We start from the raw sequence: 19,651 nt of genomic DNA on the forward strand, positions 1-19,651 counted from the left end.
AAAACTTAATGGACGCCGGTCTGGCTGACAACGGGTTTTGCGCAAATCGGCTTTCCCTTGCTCCGTGATCTGCTAAATCACCGCTGGAACCAGCAACGAGGGCTACGCATGGCCGACGGCTTCCGCCTGACCCTGGCACAGTTGAACGCCACCGTCGGAGACCTTGACGGCAACGCGGCGCGCGCCCGCGAGGCCTGGGGCGCGGCCCGCGACGCGGGCGCCGACATGGTGGCCCTGCCCGAGATGTTCATCACCGGCTACAACCCGCAGGACCTGGTGCTCAAACCTGCCTTCCACCAGGCGGCGATCGCCGCGATCGAGGGGCTGGCACGCGACTGCGCCGACGGGCCGGCGATGGCCATCGGCGGCCCCGCGGTGGAAGGGGCGGGGCTGCGCAACGCCTATTACATCCTGCAGGGCGGGCGCGTTACCGCCCGGGTGGACAAGCACCACCTGCCCAACCAGGACGTCTTCGACGAGATGCGCGTCTTCGAGCCCGGTCGCGTGACGGGGCCCTACGCCGTCGGCGAACGGCGGGTCGGCAGCCCGGTCTGCGAGGACGCCTGGTACGAGGATGTCGCCGAGACACTGGCCGAGACCGGCGCCGAAATGCTGCTGGTGCCCAACGGGTCGCCGTACTCGCGCGGGCGGCTGGAGGTGCGTCAAACGCTGATGGTCAGCCGCGTGGTCGAGACGGGCCTGCCGCTGGTCTATCTCAACCTCGTGGGCGCGCAGGACGACCAGGTCTTCGACGGCGGCAGCTTCGTGCTCAACCCGGGTGGCGCGCTGGCCCTGCAGATGCCCCTGTTCGAAGAGGCGGTCGCGCACGTCGATTTCACGCAGGGGGCCGATGGCTGGCAGGCCGAACCGGGCGTCAAGGCCCATGTGCCCGGCACGCTGGAGCAGGACTATCACGCGATGGTGCTCAGCCTGCGTGACTACCTGCGCAAGACGGGGTTTCCCAAGGTGCTGCTTGGGTTGTCCGGGGGTATCGACAGCGCGCTGGTTGCGGCGGTGGCGGTGGACGCGCTGGGCGCGGACAATGTGCGCTGCGTCATGTTGCCCTCGGAATACACCAGCGAGGCCAGCCTCGAGGACGCCACCGCCGTGGCCCGCGCGCTGGGCTGCCGCTACGACACGGTGCCGATCGGGCAGCCCCGCGCGGCCGTGACCGAGACGCTGGCGCCGCTGTTCGAGGGGCTGGCACCGGGTGTGACCGAGGAGAACATCCAGTCGCGCCTGCGCGGGCTGCTGCTCATGGCGTTGTCCAACAAGTTCGGCGAGATGCTGCTGACCACCGGCAACAAGTCCGAGGTCGCGGTGGGCTATGCCACGATCTACGGCGACATGGCCGGCGGCTACAACCCGCTGAAGGATCTCTACAAGACCCGCGTGTTCGAGGCCGCGCGCTGGCGCAACGCCAACCACCGCGACTGGATGCACGGCCCGGCGGGCGAGGTCATTGCGCCGCGCGTGATCGACAAGCCGCCCAGTGCCGAACTGGCCCCGGACCAGCGCGACGCCGACAGCCTGCCCCCCTACGAGGTGCTCGATGCCATCCTCGAGATCCTGATCGACCGCGACGGCACGATCTCGGATTGCGTGGCGGCGGGCCACGACGCGGGTGATGCGCGCAAGGTCGAACACCTGATCTACATCAACGAGTACAAGCGCTTCCAGGCCGCGCCCGGCACGCGGCTGTCGCGCAAGGCGTTCTGGCTCGACCGGCGTTATCCCATCGTGAACCGCTGGCGCGACAGGGGATAGGCCCGTTGGCACGGCGGTCGGCCATCTGCTAGGGCACGCCGGGGACGCGGCAACACGGGACGTGCGAAATGGCCCACGGCAACATGAGAGCCCGGGATTTTCTCTGGCTGGTCCCGGCCGGGATCGCGCTGATCGTCATCATGGACTGGCGCGCGGACGAAGAGGCCCGCATCGCCCGCGAAAGCGTGCGCACCCAGGCGCGGATCGAGGCGCTGCACGCCGACATGATCGGCACCGATTCGGCGGATTTCTCGGCCGACTACACCTTCGATCTGCAGGGCGAGACGCATCGCGCCCGCGGCGTGCCGATCGGCGCCAACAACCACGATGCCTGGTCGGTGGGTGACAGGATCGAGGTCTGGGTGATGCCCGACGACCCGTCCGAGACGGGCGTCGTCAACCGCTCCAACATGGCGCCGGTCTGGGTGGGCCGGCTGCTGGGCGGGGTGCTGATCGCCGGCGGGCTGATCGGATTCGAATGGCGTCGCCGCAACCCCGGTTGACCGGGCCGCGCGCCTATTCCTCGCTCAGCGCCGACATCTCGCGCACCGCGCCCACGAACCGGGCAAGCGTCTGCGATGTCTCGCCGCGCGGCAGCATGGCCTCGATCAGCTGGAAGCGGCTGTCGTCGCGATAGGCATCGGCCATCGCCTGTTTCAACTCGGCGCAGGTGTGGACGCGCACGCCGCGCCCGCCCAGGTGCGGCGCCATTTCGGCGTAATGCCAGTCGTCGAGGTCGTGGTAGGCCGGGCCGGGCTGGAACACGCGCAGCATTTCCCAGCTGAGATTGTTGAACACGATGACGATCGGCGCCCAGCCGTACTTGCGGCAGTTGCCCAGCTCCCAGCCGGTCATCTGGAATGCGCCGTCGCCCACAAGGATGATGGGCCTTCGCGCCATCGTCGCGGCAATGGCCATGCCCCCGGGCACGCCGATGCCCATCGACGCGTAGTAGCCCGGCGCGACGAACTCGGTGTCCATGATCTCCAGGCCCGTGAACAGGCAGTCGCCGATGTCGGTGGCGATCGGCAGCCGGCCATGCGCGTCGAACAGGTCGTTGACCGCCATGGCGACATGGCTGGGCGCCAGCGGCGTGGCGTCGTCCGGCAGCCCGCGCGGATAGTCCGGGCCCTCATTGGCACGGGCCGCGTGCCCCACCGGCTCGGCCAGTTCCGTCAGCGCGTCGACCAGCGCCTCGAGCGTGACCTCGGGATAGGTATGATGGCGAAACGCGACCTGCCGGTCGAAGGCCTGGATCGCGTTGCGCAGGTCGATGTTGCGCCCCGAGACGCCGAAGTTCGTGTCGCTCAGGATCACGCCCAGCATCAGCAGGCCGTCGGATCCCTCGATGCAGCGCGCCGCCGTCTCGCTGCCCGCCGAACCGAGGTAGGCGCCCCTGAGCGGCACGTCCTGCCGCGCCAGAAGCCCGCGGCCCATGAAACTGGTGGCCACCGGCAACCCCAGCCTGCGGCACAACTCGGCGACCTTGCCCTCCAGCCCGTAGCGGCGCACCTCGACCCCTACCAGGACCGCCGGGTCGCGCGCGCCGCGCAGCCTGTCCAGGATCTCGCGGGCACAGGCACGGGCGGCCTCGCGGTCGGGCCTGCCCGGGTCGCGGGGCGGCACCGGGGCACACGGGGCGCCGACAAGGTCGCGCGGGATCTCGATGTAGACGGGGCGCGCGTAATCCTGCGCCGCGTCCAGCACGCGCGCGATCTCTTCGTGCGCGGTCTCGGGATCGTCCAGGACCGCCTGTGCGCAGGTCAGCTCCTTGTAGATCTGCAGCTGGGAATCCAGGGTCTTGACCTGGTGGTGCAGGTTCAGCCCCAGCTTGCCCTCGCCGGTGCCCGGCGCCCCCGAGATCACGACCAGCGGCGACTTCTCGGCATAGGCCTGCGCCACGGCGTTGACCATGTTGAGCGCCCCCGCCCCATAGGTTATCACCGCGACCCCCGGCGCACTGTTGATCCGCGCGGCCGCGTCGGCGGCATACCCCACGCCCGGCTCGTGGCTCATCGTGTGCCACGGCAGGATCCCGCTTTCCTCGATCACGCGAAAGAAGGGCAGGACGAAATCGCCCGGGATGCCGAAGATCCGGTCGGCGCCGCGCGCCTTGAGAGCGTGCAAAAGGGCCGTGGCGAGCGTCTGGGACATGGCGGCAACCTTTCCGTGTCGTAATACCCCTACCATAACGCGCGGGCTGCGGGCCCCGAAAGGGCCGGGCTTCATCTTGCCCCAAATACTCATGCCGGCGTGAGCGGCCCGGCGCCGGCGTGCGGTTGTCGCCCCGCGGTCCCGCTCACTCCCACCAGCGGTCGATGGTGGCGATGTCGTCGTCGGACCAGCCGAAGTGATGCGCGAACTCGTGTACCGTGACATGGACGACCAGCCGCCCGAGGCTCACGTCGCCGCGCGCGCGCCATTCGGCGAGGATCGGTTGGCGGAAAAGCCAGACGGTATCGGGCGCGATGGGCTGGTCGGCGATCGATTTCTCGGTCATCGGCACCCCTTCGTAGAGCCCGGTCAGCTCAAGGGGGTCGTCGATGCCGAGCTCGTGCAGGATGAACTGCGGCGGCCAATCCTCCACCCGCAACGCGACCTCCGCCGCGGCCGACCGGAAGGGCTCGGGCAGTTGCGCGATCGCCTCGCGGGCCATTTCATCGATTCGGGTCAGGTCGGGCGGCGCGGACATGGCCGCGATATGGCCCGCCAGCGCCGCGAAGGGAAGCCCTCAGCCGTCCAGCATCAACTGGTAGCTGGTCGGCGTGTATGCATAGCCCGCGCCGTTCCTTTCCACGTAACCCGTCCCCGGCCACGGCATGTGGTAGCCGACGAAGGGCATGCCCTCGGATGCCAGCATGTCCAGCAAGCGGCGCCGGGTCGCGGCGGCCTTTTCGTCGTCCATGTCGAACTTCACCTGCCAGTCGGGATGCGCCAGCGACCAGACGTAGTGGTTGGCGAAGTCCGCGGCGATCAGCATCTGCCGTCCCTCGCTTTCGAGCATGAAGGTCATGTGGCCCGGCGTGTGGCCGAAGGCCGCCATGGCGTTGATGCCGCCCGTCACGCTGTCGCCGTCCTCGAGCATCGCCATGCGGTCGGCCAGGGGGCGGACCTTGGCGTCGAAGCCGTCGCTGTCCATGCCGGCCCAGGCGTCGTACTCCACCCGGCCGGTGGCGTAGCGGGCATTGGGGAAGGTCGGCGCCCCGCCCTTCATCAGCCCCCCGATGTGGTCGGGGTGCATGTGCGTGATCACCACCGTGTCCACCTGCCCGGGGTCGTATCCCGCCGCGCCCAGCGCGCCGGTGATCCCATCGGCGTTCAGCCCGGTGTCGAACAGGATCAGTTCGGCGCCGGTGTTCACGACGGTGGGCGTGAAGAAGAACTGCGCGCGGTCGGTGGGGATGCGGGCCGCGCGCGAGGCTTCGGCAAAGGCCTCGTCGCTCACGTTCTGTCCGAAGATGCCGTGGGGGTCGGGCACCGTCCGGCTGGCCGCCAGCAGCGTCGTCACCTCGAACGCGCCGAGGCGGAAACGCTTGAACCGGGTCGTGGCAGGCCCCTGCATGGGCGCAGCGGCGTTCAGCAGGCCGGGCAGCGCGGCGGTCAATGGCAGGGCCGCGGCGCCGCCCAGGAGCGCCCGGCGACCGAGGGAAACGGGGTGCGTCATCCAGAATGCCTTTCGTCTTGCAGTACAATCCGTAGCGGGAGCCTAACACGCCGCGTCGGGCCGTGGCGGCGCCTCACGGTGTTGTGACGTCCCGCGCGGCGTTAGACTCGTCGCCATGTTCGCCGTGCTGTCCAACCGCACCTATGCCGCGCTGTTTTCCGCGCAGGTGATCGCCCTTGTCGGCACCGGGCTTCTGACCGTGGCGCTGGGGCTTCTGGCCTACGACCTTGCCGGCGCACGCGCGGGGCTCGTGCTCGGCGCCGCCTACACGCTCAAGATGGTGGCCTATGTCGGTCTGTCGCCCGTCGCGCAGGCCGTGGCGCAGCGCCTGCCGCGCAAGGCCGTGCTGGTCGGCGCGGACGCGGTGCGCGCCACGGTGGCGCTCTGCCTGCCGTTCGTGACCGAGGTCTGGCAGGTCTATGTGCTGATCTTCGTGCTCCAGTCGGCCTCGGCGACCTTCACCCCCGCCTTCCAGGCCACGATCCCCGACGTGCTGCCACGGGAAGAGGATTACACCCGCGCGCTGTCGCTGTCGCGGCTGGCCTATGACCTGGAGAACCTGACGAGCCCGGCGCTGGCAGGGCTGCTGCTGACGGTGATGAGCTACAGCTGGCTGTTCCTGGGCACGGTTGCCGGGTTCGCAGGGTCCGCCCTGCTGGTGGCGGTCGCCGCCGTGCCGCGCCTTGCGCCGGGCGGCGACCGGCGCCCGTTCCGCGAACGGCTGGTGCGGGGCCTGCGGATATACATCCGCACGCCGCGGCTGCGGGGGTTGCTGGCGCTCAACCTCGCCGCGGCGGCCGCCGGCGCCTTCGTTCTGGTCAACACGGTGGTGCTGGTGCGTGCGGGCTACGCAGGCGGCGAACGCGCACTGGCCGTCGCGATGGCCGCCTTTGGCGCGGGGTCGATGAGCGCCGCGTTGATGCTGCCGCGGCTTCTGGAGCGTGTGCCCGACCGGCGCGTGATGCTGGCGGGCGCGCAGGGGCTTGCCGCCGCGACGCTTCTGCTGGGCGCCGCCCTCGCGGTGCGGGGGTTGCCGGCGTGGCCCGTGTTCCTGCTGGTCTGGGCGGGCACCGGGTTTCTCTATGCCTCGGTGCTGACACCCGCGGGCCGGCTGTTGCGTCGGTCGTCGCATCCCGAGGACCGCCCGGCCGTGTTCGCCGCGCAGTTCGCGCTGAGCCACGCCTGCTGGCTGGTGACATATCCGTTGGCGGGCTGGACGGGGCAGGCGCTTGGCATGGACGCCGCGCTTTTCGCGCTGGGGGCGGTGGCGCTGGCGGGCGTCGTGGCGGCGCGGCTGCTCTGGCCGGCGGACCTGCCCCGCGCGCCGCTGCACGACCACCCCGACCTGCCACCCGATCACCCGCACCTTCGTGCGCACCGAGGACAGCGGCGGCACGCGCATGTCTTCGTGATCGACGACGAGCACCGCGCGTGGCCCACGCAGGGCTGACGGGCCGCGCCTGTCTGGACAAACCCGCGCCCGCGTGGCATGCGCCCGGCGACCCGAGGAGCCAAGCCCGATGACCACCACCCGTTTCGCCCCGTCGCCCACCGGATACCTGCACGTGGGCAACCTGCGCACGGCGCTGATGAACTTCCTCATCGCGCGCAAGGCCGGGGGCACCTTCATCCTGCGCATCGACGACACCGACCCGGAGCGGTCGCAGGAGGCCTACGTCGACGCGATCAGGGAAGACCTGGAATGGCTCGGCCTGACCTGGGACAGGATCGAGCGGCAGTCGCGGCGGCTGGATCGCTATGCCGCGGCTGCCGACCGGCTGCGCGAGATGGGCCGGTTCTACGAATGCTTCGAGACCCCCGAGGAGCTGGAGCTCAAGCGGCGCAAGCAACTCAACCGGGGACGCCCGCCGGTCTACGACCGCAGCGCCCTGGCGCTGTCCGACGAGGACCGCGCCAGGCTGCGCGCCGAGCGCGGCCCCGGCCACTGGCGTTTCAAGCTCGATCATGAGCGCATCGAGTGGGACGACCGGATTCTGGGGCCGCAGTCGATCGACGCGGCCAGCGTGTCCGACCCGGTGCTTATCCGCGGCGACGGGCAGGTGCTTTACACGCTGGCCTCCGTCGTGGACGACACCGAGATGGGCGTGACGGACGTGGTCCGCGGGGCCGACCACGTCACCAACACGGCGACCCAGATACAGATCATCGAGGCGCTGGGCGGCACGGTGCCGACCTTCGCGCACCATTCGCTGCTGACCGGCGCGCAGGGCGAATCGCTGTCCAAGCGGCTGGGCACGCTCAGCCTGCGCGACCTGCGCGCGCGGGGCGTGGCGCCGATGGCGCTTCTGAGCCTGATGGCGCGGCTGGGCTCGTCCGACCCGGTGGTTCTGCGCGAGGACATGCAGTCGCTGATCGAGGGGTTCGACATCACCCGCTTCGGCGCGGCGCCAACCAAGTTCGACGAGGCCGACCTGTTCCCGCTGACCGCGCGGTACCTGCAGACGCTGCCGTTCGAGGCGGTGCGCGAGCGCATCGCCGCGCTCGGCGTGCCCGACGAGCTGGCCGAGCGGTTCTGGGAGGTCACGCGCGAAAACATCACCACGCTCGACGACCTCGAGGGCTGGTGGCACCTGTTCCGCGACGGGGCCGAGCCCGCGATCGACCCCGCCGATGCCGAATTCGTCGCCGAGGCGCTGGCGTTGCTGCCCGAAGGGCCGCATGACGCCGGCACCTGGGGCGAATGGACGGCCGCCGTGAAGGAACGGACGGGGCGCAAGGGCAAGGCACTGTTCATGCCGCTGCGCAAGGCGCTGACCGGGCAGAGCCACGGCCCGGACATGGCGCAGGTGCTGCCGCTTCTGCAGCGCATCCGCGCCCTGGAAAAGAACGCCTGACCCCGCCCCGGCTTGCCCTGGGTTAATGTGTCCGCATCCGCGTCGCCGTAGCCTTGCGCTTGGTAATGCACGGAGGATCGAGGATGCGACCGAGGATCAATTGGGTGGTGGCGGGCATTGTTTTGGCCGCCGGTCTGGGTGGCCTGCCCTGGGGCGCGGCACCGGCGGAAGCGGCCGAGTTCCGCAACCCGATGATCTCGGGCCACCGGCTGGACTGGTGCCTGAACTGGGCCACCGATTGCGGCCAGCCCGCGGCCGACGCTTTCTGCCGGGCCCGGGGCTATCCCGGTGCCACCAGCTTCGCGCCGGCGCACAACATCGGGGCATCGTCCCCCACCAAGGTGATTTCGACCGGCCGGATCTGCGATCAGGCGTTCTGCGACGGCTTCAGCCGCATCACCTGCCGCGAGACCGCCAGTCGGGAGTTCACCAATCCCTCGCTTGGCGGGTACCGGCTTGACTGGTGCCGCAGTTGGGCCGCCGAATGCGGACAGCCTGCGGCGGATGCCTTCTGCCGGGCCAAGGGATATTCCCGCGCCATCGGCTACGCGCCCGCGCACGACATCGGGGCGAGCACGCCGACGCGGGTCTTTTCGACGGGCCAGATCTGCGACCAGGCGTTCTGCGACGGGTTCAGCAGCATCACCTGCCGCTAGGCGGCAGGGCGGGGGCGGCGCGTCACACGCGCGCCGTCCTACGAATCCTCGATGAGGCGCACGCCACGGTCGCGCAGGCGGTCGTTCACGAAGCCGCGCGCGTCCGCGTCGACCGGCACGTGGCGCGGGTAACGCGGCGCACCTCGGTCGTCGAGAACCGGCGCGTCCCAGCCATCGGTGGTGTCGAAGAACCGCGCCGCGCCGGCCTCGCCGAATTCGCGCAGGTATCCCTGCACCACCACGTCGAGATAGCTCAGCAGCACGGGATGCGTGTCCGCCGGCGGCCCGTGCTTGCCCTCGGGGATGGAATAGACCGCGATCTCGGGTCGGTGCGGCAGACCATGGTCCACCTGGTGCGCGGCCGCCACGCGGTCGTAGGCGCCCTCGCGTTCGTCCAGTGCCGCCCAGTCCTCCGCGGGCACCGCCGCGATCAGCCCGTCGATTCGGGTTGCGGAGTCGGGCACCACCGTCAGATAGGCCACCGGCCGCAGTGCCGTGTGACGCCAGACGCGGCGCCAGCCCCGCAGGCTGGCCGGCCGTGCCTGCGCGAACCCGTGGGTTTCGCGGTTCACCAGGCTGCCGTAGCCGAAAAAATATGCCTCGGATGTATCTCTTGTCACGGTGCGCTTGATCTATGTCATTCCTGCATGTCCCGATAGCAAGCAGGATGCGCCGAATTCAAGCAACGCGCACGGGGCCCCATGCGGATCACCAAACGCACGAACATCGCCATCCGGGTGCTGATGTATTGTGGCGTGAACTCGGATCGCCTGGTCACCAAGACCGAGATCGCCGACCGCTGCAATGCCTCCGAAAGCCATCTGGCGCAGGTCATCAACCAGCTTGCGCAGCTTGGGTATCTCAGCACGCAGCGCGGGCGCAACGGCGGAATCGCGCTGGGCCGGCCGATGAACGCGATCACCATCGGCGAGGTGTTCCGTGCGCTCGAGACCGGCGTGCCGCTGGCCGAGTGCTTTGCCGACGTCGACAACACCTGTCCGCTGGTGCATGCCTGCCGGTTGAGACTGGCCATCGCGGACGCGGCCGAGGCTTTCTATTCCCATCTCGACGGTATCTCGCTCGACGCGCTGGTGTGCGGCAACGAGGAACTGTTCGACCTGTTTCTGCCGCAGGCCTGCCCGAAACAGGGTTGAAGCGGGCCGCGGGGCATACTAGCGTATGCGCAAGCCGCGACAGGGAGAACCGGCAATGCCGGTGCCGAAGGAGCAACCGCCCCGGAAACTCTCAGGCGACAGGGACCTGTCCGGCAAACGAACTCTGGAGAGAGGTGCGCCGCGCACCCGCCGAAGGGATAGCGATCTCAGGCGAAAGGACAGAGGGGGCATCGTCGCGCGGACAAGCGCGCATTTCGACGATGCCGGACTGACCCAGCGATCAGCCGGCCCAGCAGACGGAGGCACCGGATGACCGCGTTGCGTCGCACGCCGCTTGCGGACCTGCACGAGGACCTGGGCGCCCGAATGGTGCCCTTCGCCGGCTACGAGATGCCGGTGCAGTTCGCCTTGGGCGTGATGAAGGAACACCTGCACACGCGCACCGCCGCGGGGCTGTTCGATGTCAGCCACATGGGGCAGGTGATCGTGCGCGGGGACGATTACGCCGCCGGCGCCCGGGCGATGGAGGCGCTGGTGCCCGTCAACCTCGAAGGGTTGGCCGAGGGACGCCAGCGTTACGGGTTTTTCACCAATGACGCGGGCGGCATCCGCGACGACCTGATGATGGCCAACCGCGGCGACCACCTGTTCGCGGTGGTCAACGCCGCGTGCAAGGCCGACGACATCGCCCACATGCGCGCGCATCTGGCGGGGTGCGACGTCGAGGAGATCACCGACCGGGCGCTGCTGGCCCTGCAGGGGCCGGAGGCCGAGCGCGTGCTGGAGGCGCTGGTGCCCGGTGTTGCGGCGATGCGATTCATGGACGTCGGCGTGTTCGCCTCGGACTTCGGCGAGCTCTGGATTTCCCGCTCGGGTTACACCGGCGAGGACGGCTACGAGATCTCCGTGCCCGCCGACGAAGCCGCGGCGCTGGCGCGCGCGCTTCTGGCCGCCGATGCGGTCGAGCCGGTCGGCCTCGGCGCGCGCGACAGCCTGCGGCTGGAGGCCGGGCTCTGCCTGTACGGCCATGACATCGATACCGAAACGACGCCGGTCGAGGCCCGCCTCGCCTGGGCGATACAGAAGGTCCGCCGCCGCGGCGGTGCCCGCGAGGGCGGGTTCCCTGGGGCCGAGCGGATCCTCGCGGAACTGGAAGGGGGCGCGCCGCGCGCCCGGGTCGGGTTGCGCCCCGAGGGCCGCGCGCCGATGCGCGAGGGCACGCCGCTCTTTGCCGCGGCCGAAGGGGGTTCGCCCGTCGGGCACGTCACCTCAGGCGCCTTCGGCCCGAGTGTCGAGGCGCCGGTTTCCATGGGCTACGTGCCCGCCGAGCACGCCGTCGAGGGAACGCTCTTGCACGGCGAGGTGCGCGGCAAGCGGCGGCCGGTGCGCGTGGCATCGCTGCCGTTCGTCCCCGCGCGGTTCAAACGCTGACAGCAGACAACGAGGGAAGGGACAATGAAATACACCGAGGAACACGAATGGCTGCGCCCCGAGGATGACGGCACCGTCGTGGTGGGGATCACCCAGCACGCATCGGAACAATTGGGCGACGTGGTGTTCGTCGAACTGCCCGAGGCCGGCACCAACGTGGCCAAGGATGACGAGATCGTGGTGATCGAAAGCGTCAAGGCGGCCAGCGACATCCTGGCCCCGCTGGACGGCGAGATCACCGAGGTCAACGAGGCGCTGGTCGACGATCCAGCCAAGGTCAACGAGGACCCCCTGGGCGACGCCTGGTTCTTCAAGATGAAACCCGGCGACCCCAGCCAGATGGACGACTACATGGACGAGGCCGCCTACAAGGAATTCGTGGGCTGACATCGCCCGTGTTGCCGGGCCGGATCTCCTGGACAAGGGTTTCGGCAAGGAACTTGCGAAGGTTTCTGCGGCGCCCCGCGGCGCCGTCCGGACGAGTTGCCGAATGGGCCGCGCGACGGCCCGTCACCAAAGTGCAGGAGCATGCCATGCCTTTCACGCCGACCGAGTATCTGCCTTACGATTTCGCCAATCGCCGCCACATCGGCCCCTCGCCCGAGGAGATGGCCGAGATGCTGGAGCTTCTGGGGGCGGACGATCTCGACGGGCTGATCGAGGAAACGGTGCCCAAGGCGATCCGGCAGGACGCGCCGCTCGATTTCGGCAAGCCCAAGTCAGAGCGAGAGCTGTTGTTCCACATGCGGCGCACGGCGAGCAAGAACAAGGTCCTGACATCGCTGATCGGGCAGGGGTATCACGGCACGGTCACCCCGCCCGCGATCCAGCGCAACATCCTCGAAAACCCGGCGTGGTACACCGCCTACACGCCCTACCAGCCCGAGATCAGCCAGGGCCGGCTGGAGGCGTTGCTGAACTTCCAGACCATGGTCAGCGACCTGACGGGGCTGGAGATCGCCAACGCCTCGCTGCTGGACGAGGCGACCGCCGCCGCCGAGGCGATGACCATGGCGCAGCGCGTGGCCAGATCGAAGAACACCGCGTTCTTCGTCGACGAGAACTGCCACCCCCAGAACATCGCGGTCATGCGGACGCGGGCCGCGCCGCTGGGCATCGAGGTGATCGTGGGCGCCCCCGCGGACATGCCCGTCGACAAGGTGTTCGGCGCGATCTTCCAGTATCCCGGCACCTACGGGCACCTGAGCGATTTCTCCGATCAGATGGCCGCCCTGCACGAGCACAAGGCCATCGGCATCGTCATCGCCGACCCGCTGGCGCTGACACTGCTCAAGGAGCCGGGCGCGATGGGCGCCGACATCGCCGTGGGCAACACCCAGCGGTTCGGCGTGCCAATGGGCTACGGCGGGCCGCACGCGGCCTATATCGCGACCAGGGAAGCCTACAAGCGGGCGCTGCCGGGGCGGCTGGTCGGCGTCAGCGTCGACAGCCACGGCAAGCGCGCCTATCGCCTGGCCCTGCAGACGCGCGAACAGCACATCCGCCGTGAAAAGGCCACCTCGAATGTCTGCACCGCGCAGGCCTTGCTGGCGGTCATGGCCTCGATGTACGCGGTGTTCCACGGGCCCAAGGGGCTCAAGGCCATCGCGCAGCGCATCCACCGCAAGACGGTGCGGCTGGCCAAGGGGCTCGAGGCGGCCGGCTTCCATGTCGAGCCCGGGTCCTTCTTCGACACGATCACGGTGGATGTCGGGCTTCTCCAGCGCGGCGTGCTGCAATCGGCCGTGCGCGAGGGCGTGAACCTGCGCCGCGTGGGCGAGACGAAGATCGGCATCACGCTGGACGAGCGTACGCGGCCCGCCACGATCGAGCAGGTCTGGCGCGCCTTCGGCATCGTGATGAAGGACGATGACTACACGCCCGAATACCGCGTGCCCGAGGCGCTGCACCGCACGTCCGACTACCTCACGCACCCTGTGTTCCACATGAACCGGGCCGAGACCGAGATGATGCGCTACATGCGTCGGCTGGCGGACCGCGACCTCGCGCTCGACCGGGCGATGATCCCGCTGGGCAGCTGCACGATGAAGCTCAACTCGGCGGCCGAGATGATGCCGGTGAGCTGGCGCGAGTTCTCCCTGATGCACCCCTTCGTGCCCGCCGACCAGGCCGAGGGCTACCGCGAGCTGATCGAGGACCTGAACGCCAAGCTGTGCCAGATCACCGGCTACGCCGCGATCTCGATGCAGCCCAACTCGGGCGCGCAGGGGGAATACGCCGGGCTTCTCACCATCTCTGCCTGGCACCGCGAACGCGGCGAGGGGCACCGCAACGTCTGCCTGATCCCGATGAGCGCGCACGGCACGAACCCCGCCAGCGCCCACATGGTGGGCTGGGATGTCGTCACGGTGAAATCGGCCGAGAACGGCGACATCGACCTCGAGGATTTCCGTGCCAAGGCGGAAAAGCACAGCGAGAATCTTGCCGGCTGCATGATCACCTACCCCTCCACGCACGGGGTGTTCGAGGAGACGGTGAAGGAGGTCTGCCAGATCACCCACGATCATGGCGGGCAGGTCTACATCGACGGGGCCAACCTCAACGCGATGGTGGGGCTCAGCCGCCCCGGCGACCTTGGCGGCGACGTCAGCCACCTCAACCTGCACAAGACGTTCTGCATCCCCCATGGCGGCGGCGGCCCGGGCATGGGCCCCATCGGCGTGCGCGAACACCTGGTGCCGCACCTGCCGGGCCACCCGGTGACCGGCGGCGACGAGGGGCCGGTCTCGGCCGCGCCCTTCGGCTCGCCCTCGCTGCTGCCGATCAGCTGGGCCTACGTGCTGATGATGGGCGGCGAGGGTCTGACGCAGGCCACGCGCGTGGCGATCCTGAACGCCAACTACATCGCCAAGCGGCTGGAGGGCGCTTATGACGTGCTCTACCGTGGCCGCAACGACCGGGTGGCGCATGAATGCATCATCGACACCCGTCCGTTTTCCGACAGCGCGGGCGTGACGGTGGACGACATCGCCAAGCGGCTGACCGATTGCGGCTTCCACGCGCCCACGATGAGCTGGCCGGTGGCGGGCACGCTGATGGTCGAGCCCACGGAATCCGAGACCAAGGCCGAGCTCGACCGGTTCTGCGACGCGATGCTCGCGATCCGCGAGGAGATCCGCGAGATCGAGGAAGGCCGGATGGACCCCGACAACAACCCGCTCAAGAACGCGCCGCACACCATGGACGACCTCGTGAAGGAGTGGGACCGGCCCTATAGCCGCGAACAGGCCTGCTTCCCGCCCGGCGCCTTCCGGGTGGACAAGTACTGGCCGCCGGTGGGGCGGGTCGACAACGTCTACGGCGACCGGCACCTCGTGTGCACCTGCCCGCCGCTCGAGGACTACGCCGAAGCGGCGGAGTGATGCCGCGCAAGGCCGCGACGCGGGGCGACGGGACAGAAATGGACCGGGGCGTTGATGCGCCCCGGTTCCTTTTTTGGGCGATTGTATATTTGACAAACCCAACTGAGATTCCTATATTGGAGTTAAGCAGTTAGGGAAAGCCGCGATGTCCGTTCTGAGCAAACCGTATATGCACGACGAAGCCGCAGCCTTTGCGCATGTCGAGAGCATCATCTGGCCCGAGGGTCCGGTTTGCCCCCATTGCGGCGTGGTGGACCGTGCCTATCGTCTTGAGGGTGTCCGCTCCAAGCCGAGCAAGAAGAACCCCGAGGGCGTCGAGCGTCACGGCCTGTGGAAGTGCCGCGAGTGCCGCAAGCAGTTCACGGTGCGCAAGGGCACCATCTTCGAGGAAAGCCACATCCCCATGCACAAGTGGCTGCAAGCCATTCACCTGATGGTGTCCAGCAAGAAGGGTATCAGTGCGCACCAACTGCACCGCGTGCTGGAAATCACCCACAAGAGCGCGTGGTTCATGGCGCATCGCATCCGCGAGTGTATGCGCGATGGTGCGCTGGCCCCGTTTGGCGGCAATGGCGGCTCGGTCGAGGTTGACGAGACGTTCATCGGCAAGGAGCCGGGCGTCACCAAGGCAAAGAACGCCCGTGGCGGCGCTCACAAGATGAAGGTGCTTACCCTCGTTGACCGCGATGCCAAGCGCGCCAAGAGTGTTGTCGTTGACGACCTCAAGAAATCCACCCTCGTTCCGATCCTGCGCGAGAACATCGCCAAGGAGGCTTTCGTTCTGACCGACGACGCGCGCCAGTATCAGGGCCTTGCCGCCAGCCCGGATTTCGCCGGTCACGATTGGGTCAACCACAGTGCCGGTGAGTATGTGCGCCGCGAGGATCGCGAGGTTCACACCAACACCGTCGAAGGCTTCTACAGCATCTTCAAGCGCGGCATGAAGGGCGTTTACCAGCACTGTGCCAAGAAGCACCTGCACCGCTACGCAGCGGAGTTCGATTTCCGTTACAATAACCGCTCCGCCAATGGCATTGAGGACGCGGAGCGGGGCGAGATCGCGTTGCGCGGTGTAGTTGGCAAGCGACTGACATACGCAAGCTAGACCTCTGATTCACGCCACGTCGAGTGCGTCAGCAAACGCTTCACCGCAGATGAAAAGCGATTATATGATAGGGCGTGGTGGCACAAATCCTTGGAGGGGTCCGGTTCGCCGGTTGCGCCTACCACGCAAAGAGGGAGCGGCATTGCCACTCCCTCCAAGTTAAAAGGGTATGGATTCAGAGTTCTATCCGGAACGCCTTTTTGCCATACCACTTGGCCCAAATTCTGCGACCATCTTTGGTCGTGATGTAGGGCCGGGAGACGACTTTCTTGTCGTCAGTCAAGTTGTCCATGGGGAAATCTCCTTTATGGACGTGTGCCGCCCCCCTAGTCGGCTTCCTACGGCTGATAGACTGGGGGGGGCGGACCCTCTCAGCAGCTACCTCATGGTGCTACCCGGGGTTGGAGAGGGTGAACAGTGCCACCCTGTTTTTCGGAATGTTCGTTTAGGCGGTAAGCGTGCCCGTCATGAGAAACAACGCCGTCGCCCTTCAAGCGCGACAGGAGGCTAGACACGGAGCCACGCTCTAGCGAAACCCCTCTCTGTGCCGCCATTTCTACGGCTTTGATAGCGTTCAGACCGCTGGGGCCGGCTTCTTCAAGAAGCTCTAAGACTGTAGTTTTGACGCTTCCCTTTTTGGCCCTGGCCGCAGCAGGTGCAGGGACCTCGTCAAGAAGCTCCAAGAGCATCTCCTCTTTCGCTTTGAGTTTGTCGATCTCAAGCTGGTGCTTGGCGATCTCCTGCTTGATTTCTTCAAGCCGAGACCGCAGGTCTGTAATAGATGGGCGCGGCATGGCGTCCTCCTGTGTGTGGTGGCCCCGGCGGGATTTGAACCCGCATACCTTGGAGGGGTGACCGTTTTAAAGACGGTTGCGTCTACCGTTCCGCCACGGGGCCTATGTTGTGGGTGGCAAAGCCACCGATACGATTTATAGTGGGCTGTGCGGCTCTGAGCGTCAAGAGCGCAGCGCGTTATTCAATAAACGCGGGAAAGTTGGAGCGTAATCAAATGGTTGCAAACTACAGAAAGCAAAACGGCCATGAAAACGAGTTGACGGATGGGGAAGAATCCAAAACCGGGGTCGAATCAGACGACCCTCAATCCCAACTCGACAAGTTCAAGGAAGCCGCCCGCCAGCTAGAGACGGACGACGACGAAGAGCGGTTTGAGGAAAAGCTGAAGAAGCTCGTGAAGAAGAAAGTTAAGCCTGCCCCCAAAGGGCGTGAATAGTCCGGCAGGCGGCCTCCATGTCGCTCATGCGCCTTGTGCTGGCACTTGGAGCGGGGAACACCTGACCGTGCCTTACGTCAATCGCAAGGCATAGCCGGTTGGTAGGTTCGCGATTTGTGGGGTTGTTTTGGTCAAGATGCATTCGCATCAAGGTGGCCACGTAACGTCCCATGTCCCCTCTGCGAGCGCCATCATCTTGAGACATTCGCAAGAGGGCGCCGCCTATTTGGTCCACGCCTTGCCGCCTGCCGTGCACCCATAAGTCTGCTCGAACCGAAATTTCCACGCCAGCGATCACAAGCTTTGGCTGCGAGTGCGGGGCTTCTACGAACTGGTAGCTTGCAAGTTGGTTTGACATGCCCCTTATTGCGCGGATGACTTCGATCGACTGACGCGCATCATCCTGCCTCAGGTCGCTTTCTGCGGGGTCTTCTGCCCTCTGTTCAAACATTGTTTCCGCGTCATTTAGGGGATTCACGCGCCGCTGCATGTCGGCTAGAAATGACCGCACTGGGGGACGCACGTCCTTATAGCGTGTGATGACATAAGTCTGCGGTTCTGCTGCTCGTCTGATGATGCCCATTCGGGCCGTGTCAGACGAAACCATATACAGAGCAAGTTCGTTCGCAGAAACGCGTGGGCTTGAAGGGGAGCGAGCCATGATAGAGGGTTTCCTCGGAACTGCAAAAATTGACAACTATAGGTCAATCCATATCGCAGAACTGTCGCGTCAGTCCATCATAGACAGCCAGGCGGAACACCTTGGTTTTGGGGGCTACTTCCTGTTTGAGACCAAAGACGGCAACAAGGGCCGAGGTATCAAGGTTCTAGCCCGCGTGGCATCGCTAGACGCCGCTTTTGACATGCTCGACCTTTGGCGCTTTCGGCCTTCCGCCTGAGCAAATCAGAGCGCGGGTTTGTCAAATATACAATCGCCCTTTTTTGCAAGAAGGTCTGGGTTCGCCGCCGGGCAGTCGGTCATTCCAGAAGAAAGGCGAAGCGGTCGCGCAGGCGCTGCCAGCTGTCCTCGTCCGGGGCCGTCAGCAGGTAGCCCTCGGTCACGCCGGCGTCGTAGTCGCGCCCGTCCATCAGCCGTGCCACGCCACCCGCCTGCCGGCAGGCCAGCACGCCGGCGGCGTGGTCCCAGGGGTTCAGAACGCCCGACAGGCAGAAATCCATGCCCCCCTGCGCCAGCGTGCGATATTCGTGGCACGAACAGCGCAGCATGCTTGTGCGGGCGAACTCGGGCAGGGCGGCGGCCATGGCGGCGCGCTTGTCCTCGGGCAGCAGGTAAAGATGGATGAAACCCGACAGGTCGCGCAGCGCGCCGCCACCGCCCATGCGCAGCGGCCGTTCCGCCCCGCCGGTCCGTGCCAGGTGTGTCCGCTCGCCCTCGCGCGCGACGATCCAGTCGTCGATCACCGGGTCGTAAAGCAACCCGAACACCGGCCGGCCGAACCGAGTGATCGCCACGATCACCCCGAACAGCGGCAGCCCGTGGGCGAAGTTCCACGTGCCGTCCAGCGGGTCGATGACGACGGCGAGCTCGGCGGCGGCGATCTCGTCGCGCAGGGCCGCGCGGCCGGCCACGGCTTCCTCGCCCACGACCAATGCGTGCGGCAGCATCCGTTGCACGCCGCGCGCCAGCATGGCCTCGGCGGCGTGGTCGGCTTCCGTCACCAGGTCCTGGGCCGAGGACTTGGCCGAGATGTCGGCGTGGCCGAGGTTGCGGAACCGCGGCATGATCTCGGCCCGCGCGGCGCGGCGCACGAGATTGATCAGCGCGGTTTCCTGCGCCCGGCTCAGCGGTGCGGTCAGGGGGATGGGCAGGCTGTCGGGCATGGGCGATTCCCTTGGTGTCGGGGTTGGCCCAAGGGGTTCCATGATGGCCCGGCGGAATCAACGCGCCTCCGGGCCGCAGCCTGCCGGGCCGGCCGGGAGGCGCCGAATGCCGGCCGCTTTCAGCAGCCCCCGGGGGAGGCCCTGAAATAGGACGTGATCGTGCCCCGTTTCTTGTGGGTGTCGGGGTCGTAGTTCTTGATGTGGAACTTCATGTGCTCGCGGACGCCGCCGCCCAGGTGGCGCCCGGAGAAGGTGAAGGTGTATTGCTGGTTGACGGAACTGTAGGATTTGCTGGCGAACCAGTAATTCTGGCCGTTGTAATATGTGCCGCGCTGCAGCTTTCGGGTGAAGGAGCCGCATTTGCCGTTATTGCAATTGGTGATCCGCACGCCGCAGCTGCGGTAGCCGTCATTGTAGAAATGTACCGACTTGGTGACCCGGTCGGAATGGGTCGTCACGTAGCAGCCCACGGGACTGTGGTTGCAGGCAAAGACCTGCGTGCCACCGGTTTGGGCCTGGGCGGTGGCCTGGCCGGCGCAGAACAGGCCGAGCGCCAGGAGGGCGGGTTTCAAAGGGGATGCTTGCATTTTTCTGCTCCGGTC

General features: G+C 67.2%; 19 protein-coding genes and 1 riboswitch. Of the genes, 12 read left to right on the forward strand and 7 right to left on the reverse strand.

Features of this window, described 5'->3' with window-relative positions; all coding sequences use genetic code 11:
- Nucleotides 1-108 precede the first annotated feature (108 nt).
- Nucleotides 109-1,767 carry an NAD+ synthase gene (locus CEF10_RS02765; RefSeq protein WP_101065874.1) on the forward strand — a complete coding sequence of 553 codons (1,659 nt, stop codon included), beginning with the start codon at nucleotides 109-111 and terminating at the stop codon, nucleotides 1,765-1,767.
- Nucleotides 1,768-1,850: 83 nt separating this feature from the next.
- Complete coding sequence (locus CEF10_RS02770) at nucleotides 1,851-2,270, forward strand: DUF3592 domain-containing protein (protein ID WP_157932942.1); 420 nt, start codon at nucleotides 1,851-1,853, stop codon at nucleotides 2,268-2,270.
- A gap of 13 nt (nucleotides 2,271-2,283) precedes the next feature.
- Here the strand turns inward: CEF10_RS02770 and ipdC are convergent, their stop codons facing one another.
- The 3 genes from ipdC to CEF10_RS02785 all read right to left on the reverse strand — a co-directional run bounded on the left by ipdC (nucleotide 2,284) and on the right by CEF10_RS02785 (nucleotide 5,431).
- Nucleotides 2,284-3,921, reverse strand: coding sequence for an indolepyruvate/phenylpyruvate decarboxylase (ipdC, locus tag CEF10_RS02775; RefSeq protein WP_101065878.1), 1,638 nt, complete (start codon nucleotides 3,919-3,921; stop codon nucleotides 2,284-2,286).
- Between the two features lie 145 nt (nucleotides 3,922-4,066).
- Nucleotides 4,067-4,459: a metallopeptidase family protein gene (locus CEF10_RS02780; RefSeq protein ID WP_101065880.1), complete on the reverse strand. Its 393-nt coding sequence runs from the start codon at nucleotides 4,457-4,459 to the stop codon at nucleotides 4,067-4,069.
- 39 nt (nucleotides 4,460-4,498) lie between these two features.
- A complete protein-coding gene (locus tag CEF10_RS02785; RefSeq protein WP_101065882.1) occupies nucleotides 4,499-5,431 on the reverse strand; it encodes an MBL fold metallo-hydrolase in 933 nt (310 codons plus the stop codon).
- Nucleotides 5,432-5,546: 115 nt separating this feature from the next.
- Here CEF10_RS02785 and CEF10_RS02790 point away from each other — a divergent pair, with 115 nt between their 5' ends.
- The 3 genes from CEF10_RS02790 (at nucleotide 5,547) to CEF10_RS02800 (ending at nucleotide 8,942) form a co-directional block, all read left to right on the forward strand.
- A complete protein-coding gene (locus CEF10_RS02790) occupies nucleotides 5,547-6,881 on the forward strand; it encodes an MFS transporter (RefSeq protein ID WP_101065884.1) in 1,335 nt (444 codons plus the stop codon).
- A 70-nt stretch (nucleotides 6,882-6,951) separates the two neighbouring features.
- Entirely contained in the window at nucleotides 6,952-8,286 is a 1,335-nt protein-coding gene (gltX, locus tag CEF10_RS02795; protein ID WP_101065886.1) for a glutamate--tRNA ligase, read from the forward strand.
- A gap of 83 nt (nucleotides 8,287-8,369) precedes the next feature.
- On the forward strand, nucleotides 8,370-8,942 hold the full coding sequence (locus CEF10_RS02800; RefSeq protein ID WP_157932943.1) for a hypothetical protein: 573 nt from the start codon (nucleotides 8,370-8,372) through the stop codon (nucleotides 8,940-8,942).
- A gap of 38 nt (nucleotides 8,943-8,980) precedes the next feature.
- Here CEF10_RS02800 and CEF10_RS02805 read toward each other — a convergent pair whose 3' ends face one another.
- Nucleotides 8,981-9,562: a gamma-glutamylcyclotransferase family protein gene (locus CEF10_RS02805; RefSeq protein ID WP_101065890.1), complete on the reverse strand. Its 582-nt coding sequence runs from the start codon at nucleotides 9,560-9,562 to the stop codon at nucleotides 8,981-8,983.
- Between the two features lie 81 nt (nucleotides 9,563-9,643).
- On the opposite strand from CEF10_RS02805, the gene CEF10_RS02810 reads away from it, so the two are divergent.
- The 5 genes from CEF10_RS02810 (at nucleotide 9,644) to CEF10_RS02830 (ending at nucleotide 15,976) form a co-directional block, all read left to right on the forward strand.
- Nucleotides 9,644-10,096: an RrF2 family transcriptional regulator gene (locus CEF10_RS02810; RefSeq protein ID WP_101065892.1), complete on the forward strand. Its 453-nt coding sequence runs from the start codon at nucleotides 9,644-9,646 to the stop codon at nucleotides 10,094-10,096.
- Nucleotides 10,097-10,127: 31 nt separating this feature from the next.
- A riboswitch (glycine riboswitch) is annotated at nucleotides 10,128-10,214 on the forward strand.
- A 152-nt stretch (nucleotides 10,215-10,366) separates the two neighbouring features.
- Nucleotides 10,367-11,488: a glycine cleavage system aminomethyltransferase GcvT gene (gcvT, locus tag CEF10_RS02815; protein ID WP_101065894.1), complete on the forward strand. Its 1,122-nt coding sequence runs from the start codon at nucleotides 10,367-10,369 to the stop codon at nucleotides 11,486-11,488.
- Nucleotides 11,489-11,512: 24 nt separating this feature from the next.
- Nucleotides 11,513-11,875: a glycine cleavage system protein GcvH gene (gene gcvH / locus CEF10_RS02820; protein WP_101065897.1), complete on the forward strand. Its 363-nt coding sequence runs from the start codon at nucleotides 11,513-11,515 to the stop codon at nucleotides 11,873-11,875.
- Nucleotides 11,876-12,021: 146 nt separating this feature from the next.
- Entirely contained in the window at nucleotides 12,022-14,871 is a 2,850-nt protein-coding gene (gene gcvP / locus CEF10_RS02825) for an aminomethyl-transferring glycine dehydrogenase (protein ID WP_101065899.1), read from the forward strand.
- Nucleotides 14,872-15,016: 145 nt separating this feature from the next.
- Entirely contained in the window at nucleotides 15,017-15,976 is a 960-nt protein-coding gene (locus tag CEF10_RS02830) for an IS1595 family transposase (protein WP_101065901.1), read from the forward strand.
- Between the two features lie 383 nt (nucleotides 15,977-16,359).
- Here the strand turns inward: CEF10_RS02830 and CEF10_RS16810 are convergent, their stop codons facing one another.
- On the reverse strand, nucleotides 16,360-16,770 hold the full coding sequence (locus tag CEF10_RS16810) for a hypothetical protein (RefSeq protein WP_157932944.1): 411 nt from the start codon (nucleotides 16,768-16,770) through the stop codon (nucleotides 16,360-16,362).
- A gap of 215 nt (nucleotides 16,771-16,985) precedes the next feature.
- Between CEF10_RS16810 and CEF10_RS02835 the strand changes: the two genes are divergently transcribed.
- On the forward strand, nucleotides 16,986-17,207 hold the full coding sequence (locus CEF10_RS02835) for a hypothetical protein (RefSeq protein WP_232796376.1): 222 nt from the start codon (nucleotides 16,986-16,988) through the stop codon (nucleotides 17,205-17,207).
- A gap of 659 nt (nucleotides 17,208-17,866) precedes the next feature.
- Nucleotides 17,867-18,106, forward strand: a complete 240-nt coding sequence (locus CEF10_RS02845) for a hypothetical protein (protein WP_101065905.1) — start codon at nucleotides 17,867-17,869, stop codon at nucleotides 18,104-18,106.
- A 79-nt stretch (nucleotides 18,107-18,185) separates the two neighbouring features.
- Here CEF10_RS02845 and CEF10_RS02850 read toward each other — a convergent pair whose 3' ends face one another.
- Together CEF10_RS02850 and CEF10_RS02855 are read right to left on the reverse strand one after the other, a co-directional pair.
- Nucleotides 18,186-19,049, reverse strand: a complete 864-nt coding sequence (locus tag CEF10_RS02850) for an inositol monophosphatase family protein (RefSeq protein ID WP_101065907.1) — start codon at nucleotides 19,047-19,049, stop codon at nucleotides 18,186-18,188.
- A 119-nt stretch (nucleotides 19,050-19,168) separates the two neighbouring features.
- Nucleotides 19,169-19,621: a hypothetical protein gene (locus tag CEF10_RS02855; protein ID WP_101065910.1), complete on the reverse strand. Its 453-nt coding sequence runs from the start codon at nucleotides 19,619-19,621 to the stop codon at nucleotides 19,169-19,171.
- Nucleotides 19,622-19,651: the final 30 nt, after the last annotated feature.

Source organism: Roseovarius salinarum (genome assembly GCF_002834145.1).
Lineage (GTDB): Bacteria > Pseudomonadota > Alphaproteobacteria > Rhodobacterales > Rhodobacteraceae > Roseovarius > Roseovarius salinarum.

Excerpts from the sequence above, each read along its gene's own strand:
- CEF10_RS02790 (WP_101065884.1), top strand. The coding sequence starts at position 5,547 with ATGTTCGCCGTGCTGTCCAACCGCACCTATGCCGCGCTGTTTTCCGCG.
- CEF10_RS02785 (WP_101065882.1), bottom strand. The coding sequence starts at position 5,431 with ATGACGCACCCCGTTTCCCTCGGTCGCCGGGCGCTCCTGGGCGGCGCC.
- gcvH (WP_101065897.1), top strand. The coding sequence starts at position 11,513 with ATGAAATACACCGAGGAACACGAATGGCTGCGCCCCGAGGATGACGGC.
- CEF10_RS02835 (WP_232796376.1), top strand. The coding sequence starts at position 16,986 with ATGGTTGCAAACTACAGAAAGCAAAACGGCCATGAAAACGAGTTGACG.
- CEF10_RS02830 (WP_101065901.1), top strand. The coding sequence starts at position 15,017 with ATGTCCGTTCTGAGCAAACCGTATATGCACGACGAAGCCGCAGCCTTT.
- gcvT (WP_101065894.1), top strand. The coding sequence starts at position 10,367 with ATGACCGCGTTGCGTCGCACGCCGCTTGCGGACCTGCACGAGGACCTG.
- ipdC (WP_101065878.1), bottom strand. The coding sequence starts at position 3,921 with ATGTCCCAGACGCTCGCCACGGCCCTTTTGCACGCTCTCAAGGCGCGC.
- CEF10_RS02810 (WP_101065892.1), top strand. The coding sequence starts at position 9,644 with ATGCGGATCACCAAACGCACGAACATCGCCATCCGGGTGCTGATGTAT.
- gcvP (WP_101065899.1), top strand. The coding sequence starts at position 12,022 with ATGCCTTTCACGCCGACCGAGTATCTGCCTTACGATTTCGCCAATCGC.
- CEF10_RS02845 (WP_101065905.1), top strand. The coding sequence starts at position 17,867 with ATGATAGAGGGTTTCCTCGGAACTGCAAAAATTGACAACTATAGGTCA.
- CEF10_RS02765 (WP_101065874.1), top strand. The coding sequence starts at position 109 with ATGGCCGACGGCTTCCGCCTGACCCTGGCACAGTTGAACGCCACCGTC.
- gltX (WP_101065886.1), top strand. The coding sequence starts at position 6,952 with ATGACCACCACCCGTTTCGCCCCGTCGCCCACCGGATACCTGCACGTG.
- CEF10_RS02770 (WP_157932942.1), top strand. The coding sequence starts at position 1,851 with ATGAGAGCCCGGGATTTTCTCTGGCTGGTCCCGGCCGGGATCGCGCTG.
- CEF10_RS16810 (WP_157932944.1), bottom strand. The coding sequence starts at position 16,770 with ATGCCGCGCCCATCTATTACAGACCTGCGGTCTCGGCTTGAAGAAATC.
- CEF10_RS02800 (WP_157932943.1), top strand. The coding sequence starts at position 8,370 with ATGCGACCGAGGATCAATTGGGTGGTGGCGGGCATTGTTTTGGCCGCC.
- CEF10_RS02850 (WP_101065907.1), bottom strand. The coding sequence starts at position 19,049 with ATGCCCGACAGCCTGCCCATCCCCCTGACCGCACCGCTGAGCCGGGCG.
- CEF10_RS02780 (WP_101065880.1), bottom strand. The coding sequence starts at position 4,459 with ATGTCCGCGCCGCCCGACCTGACCCGAATCGATGAAATGGCCCGCGAG.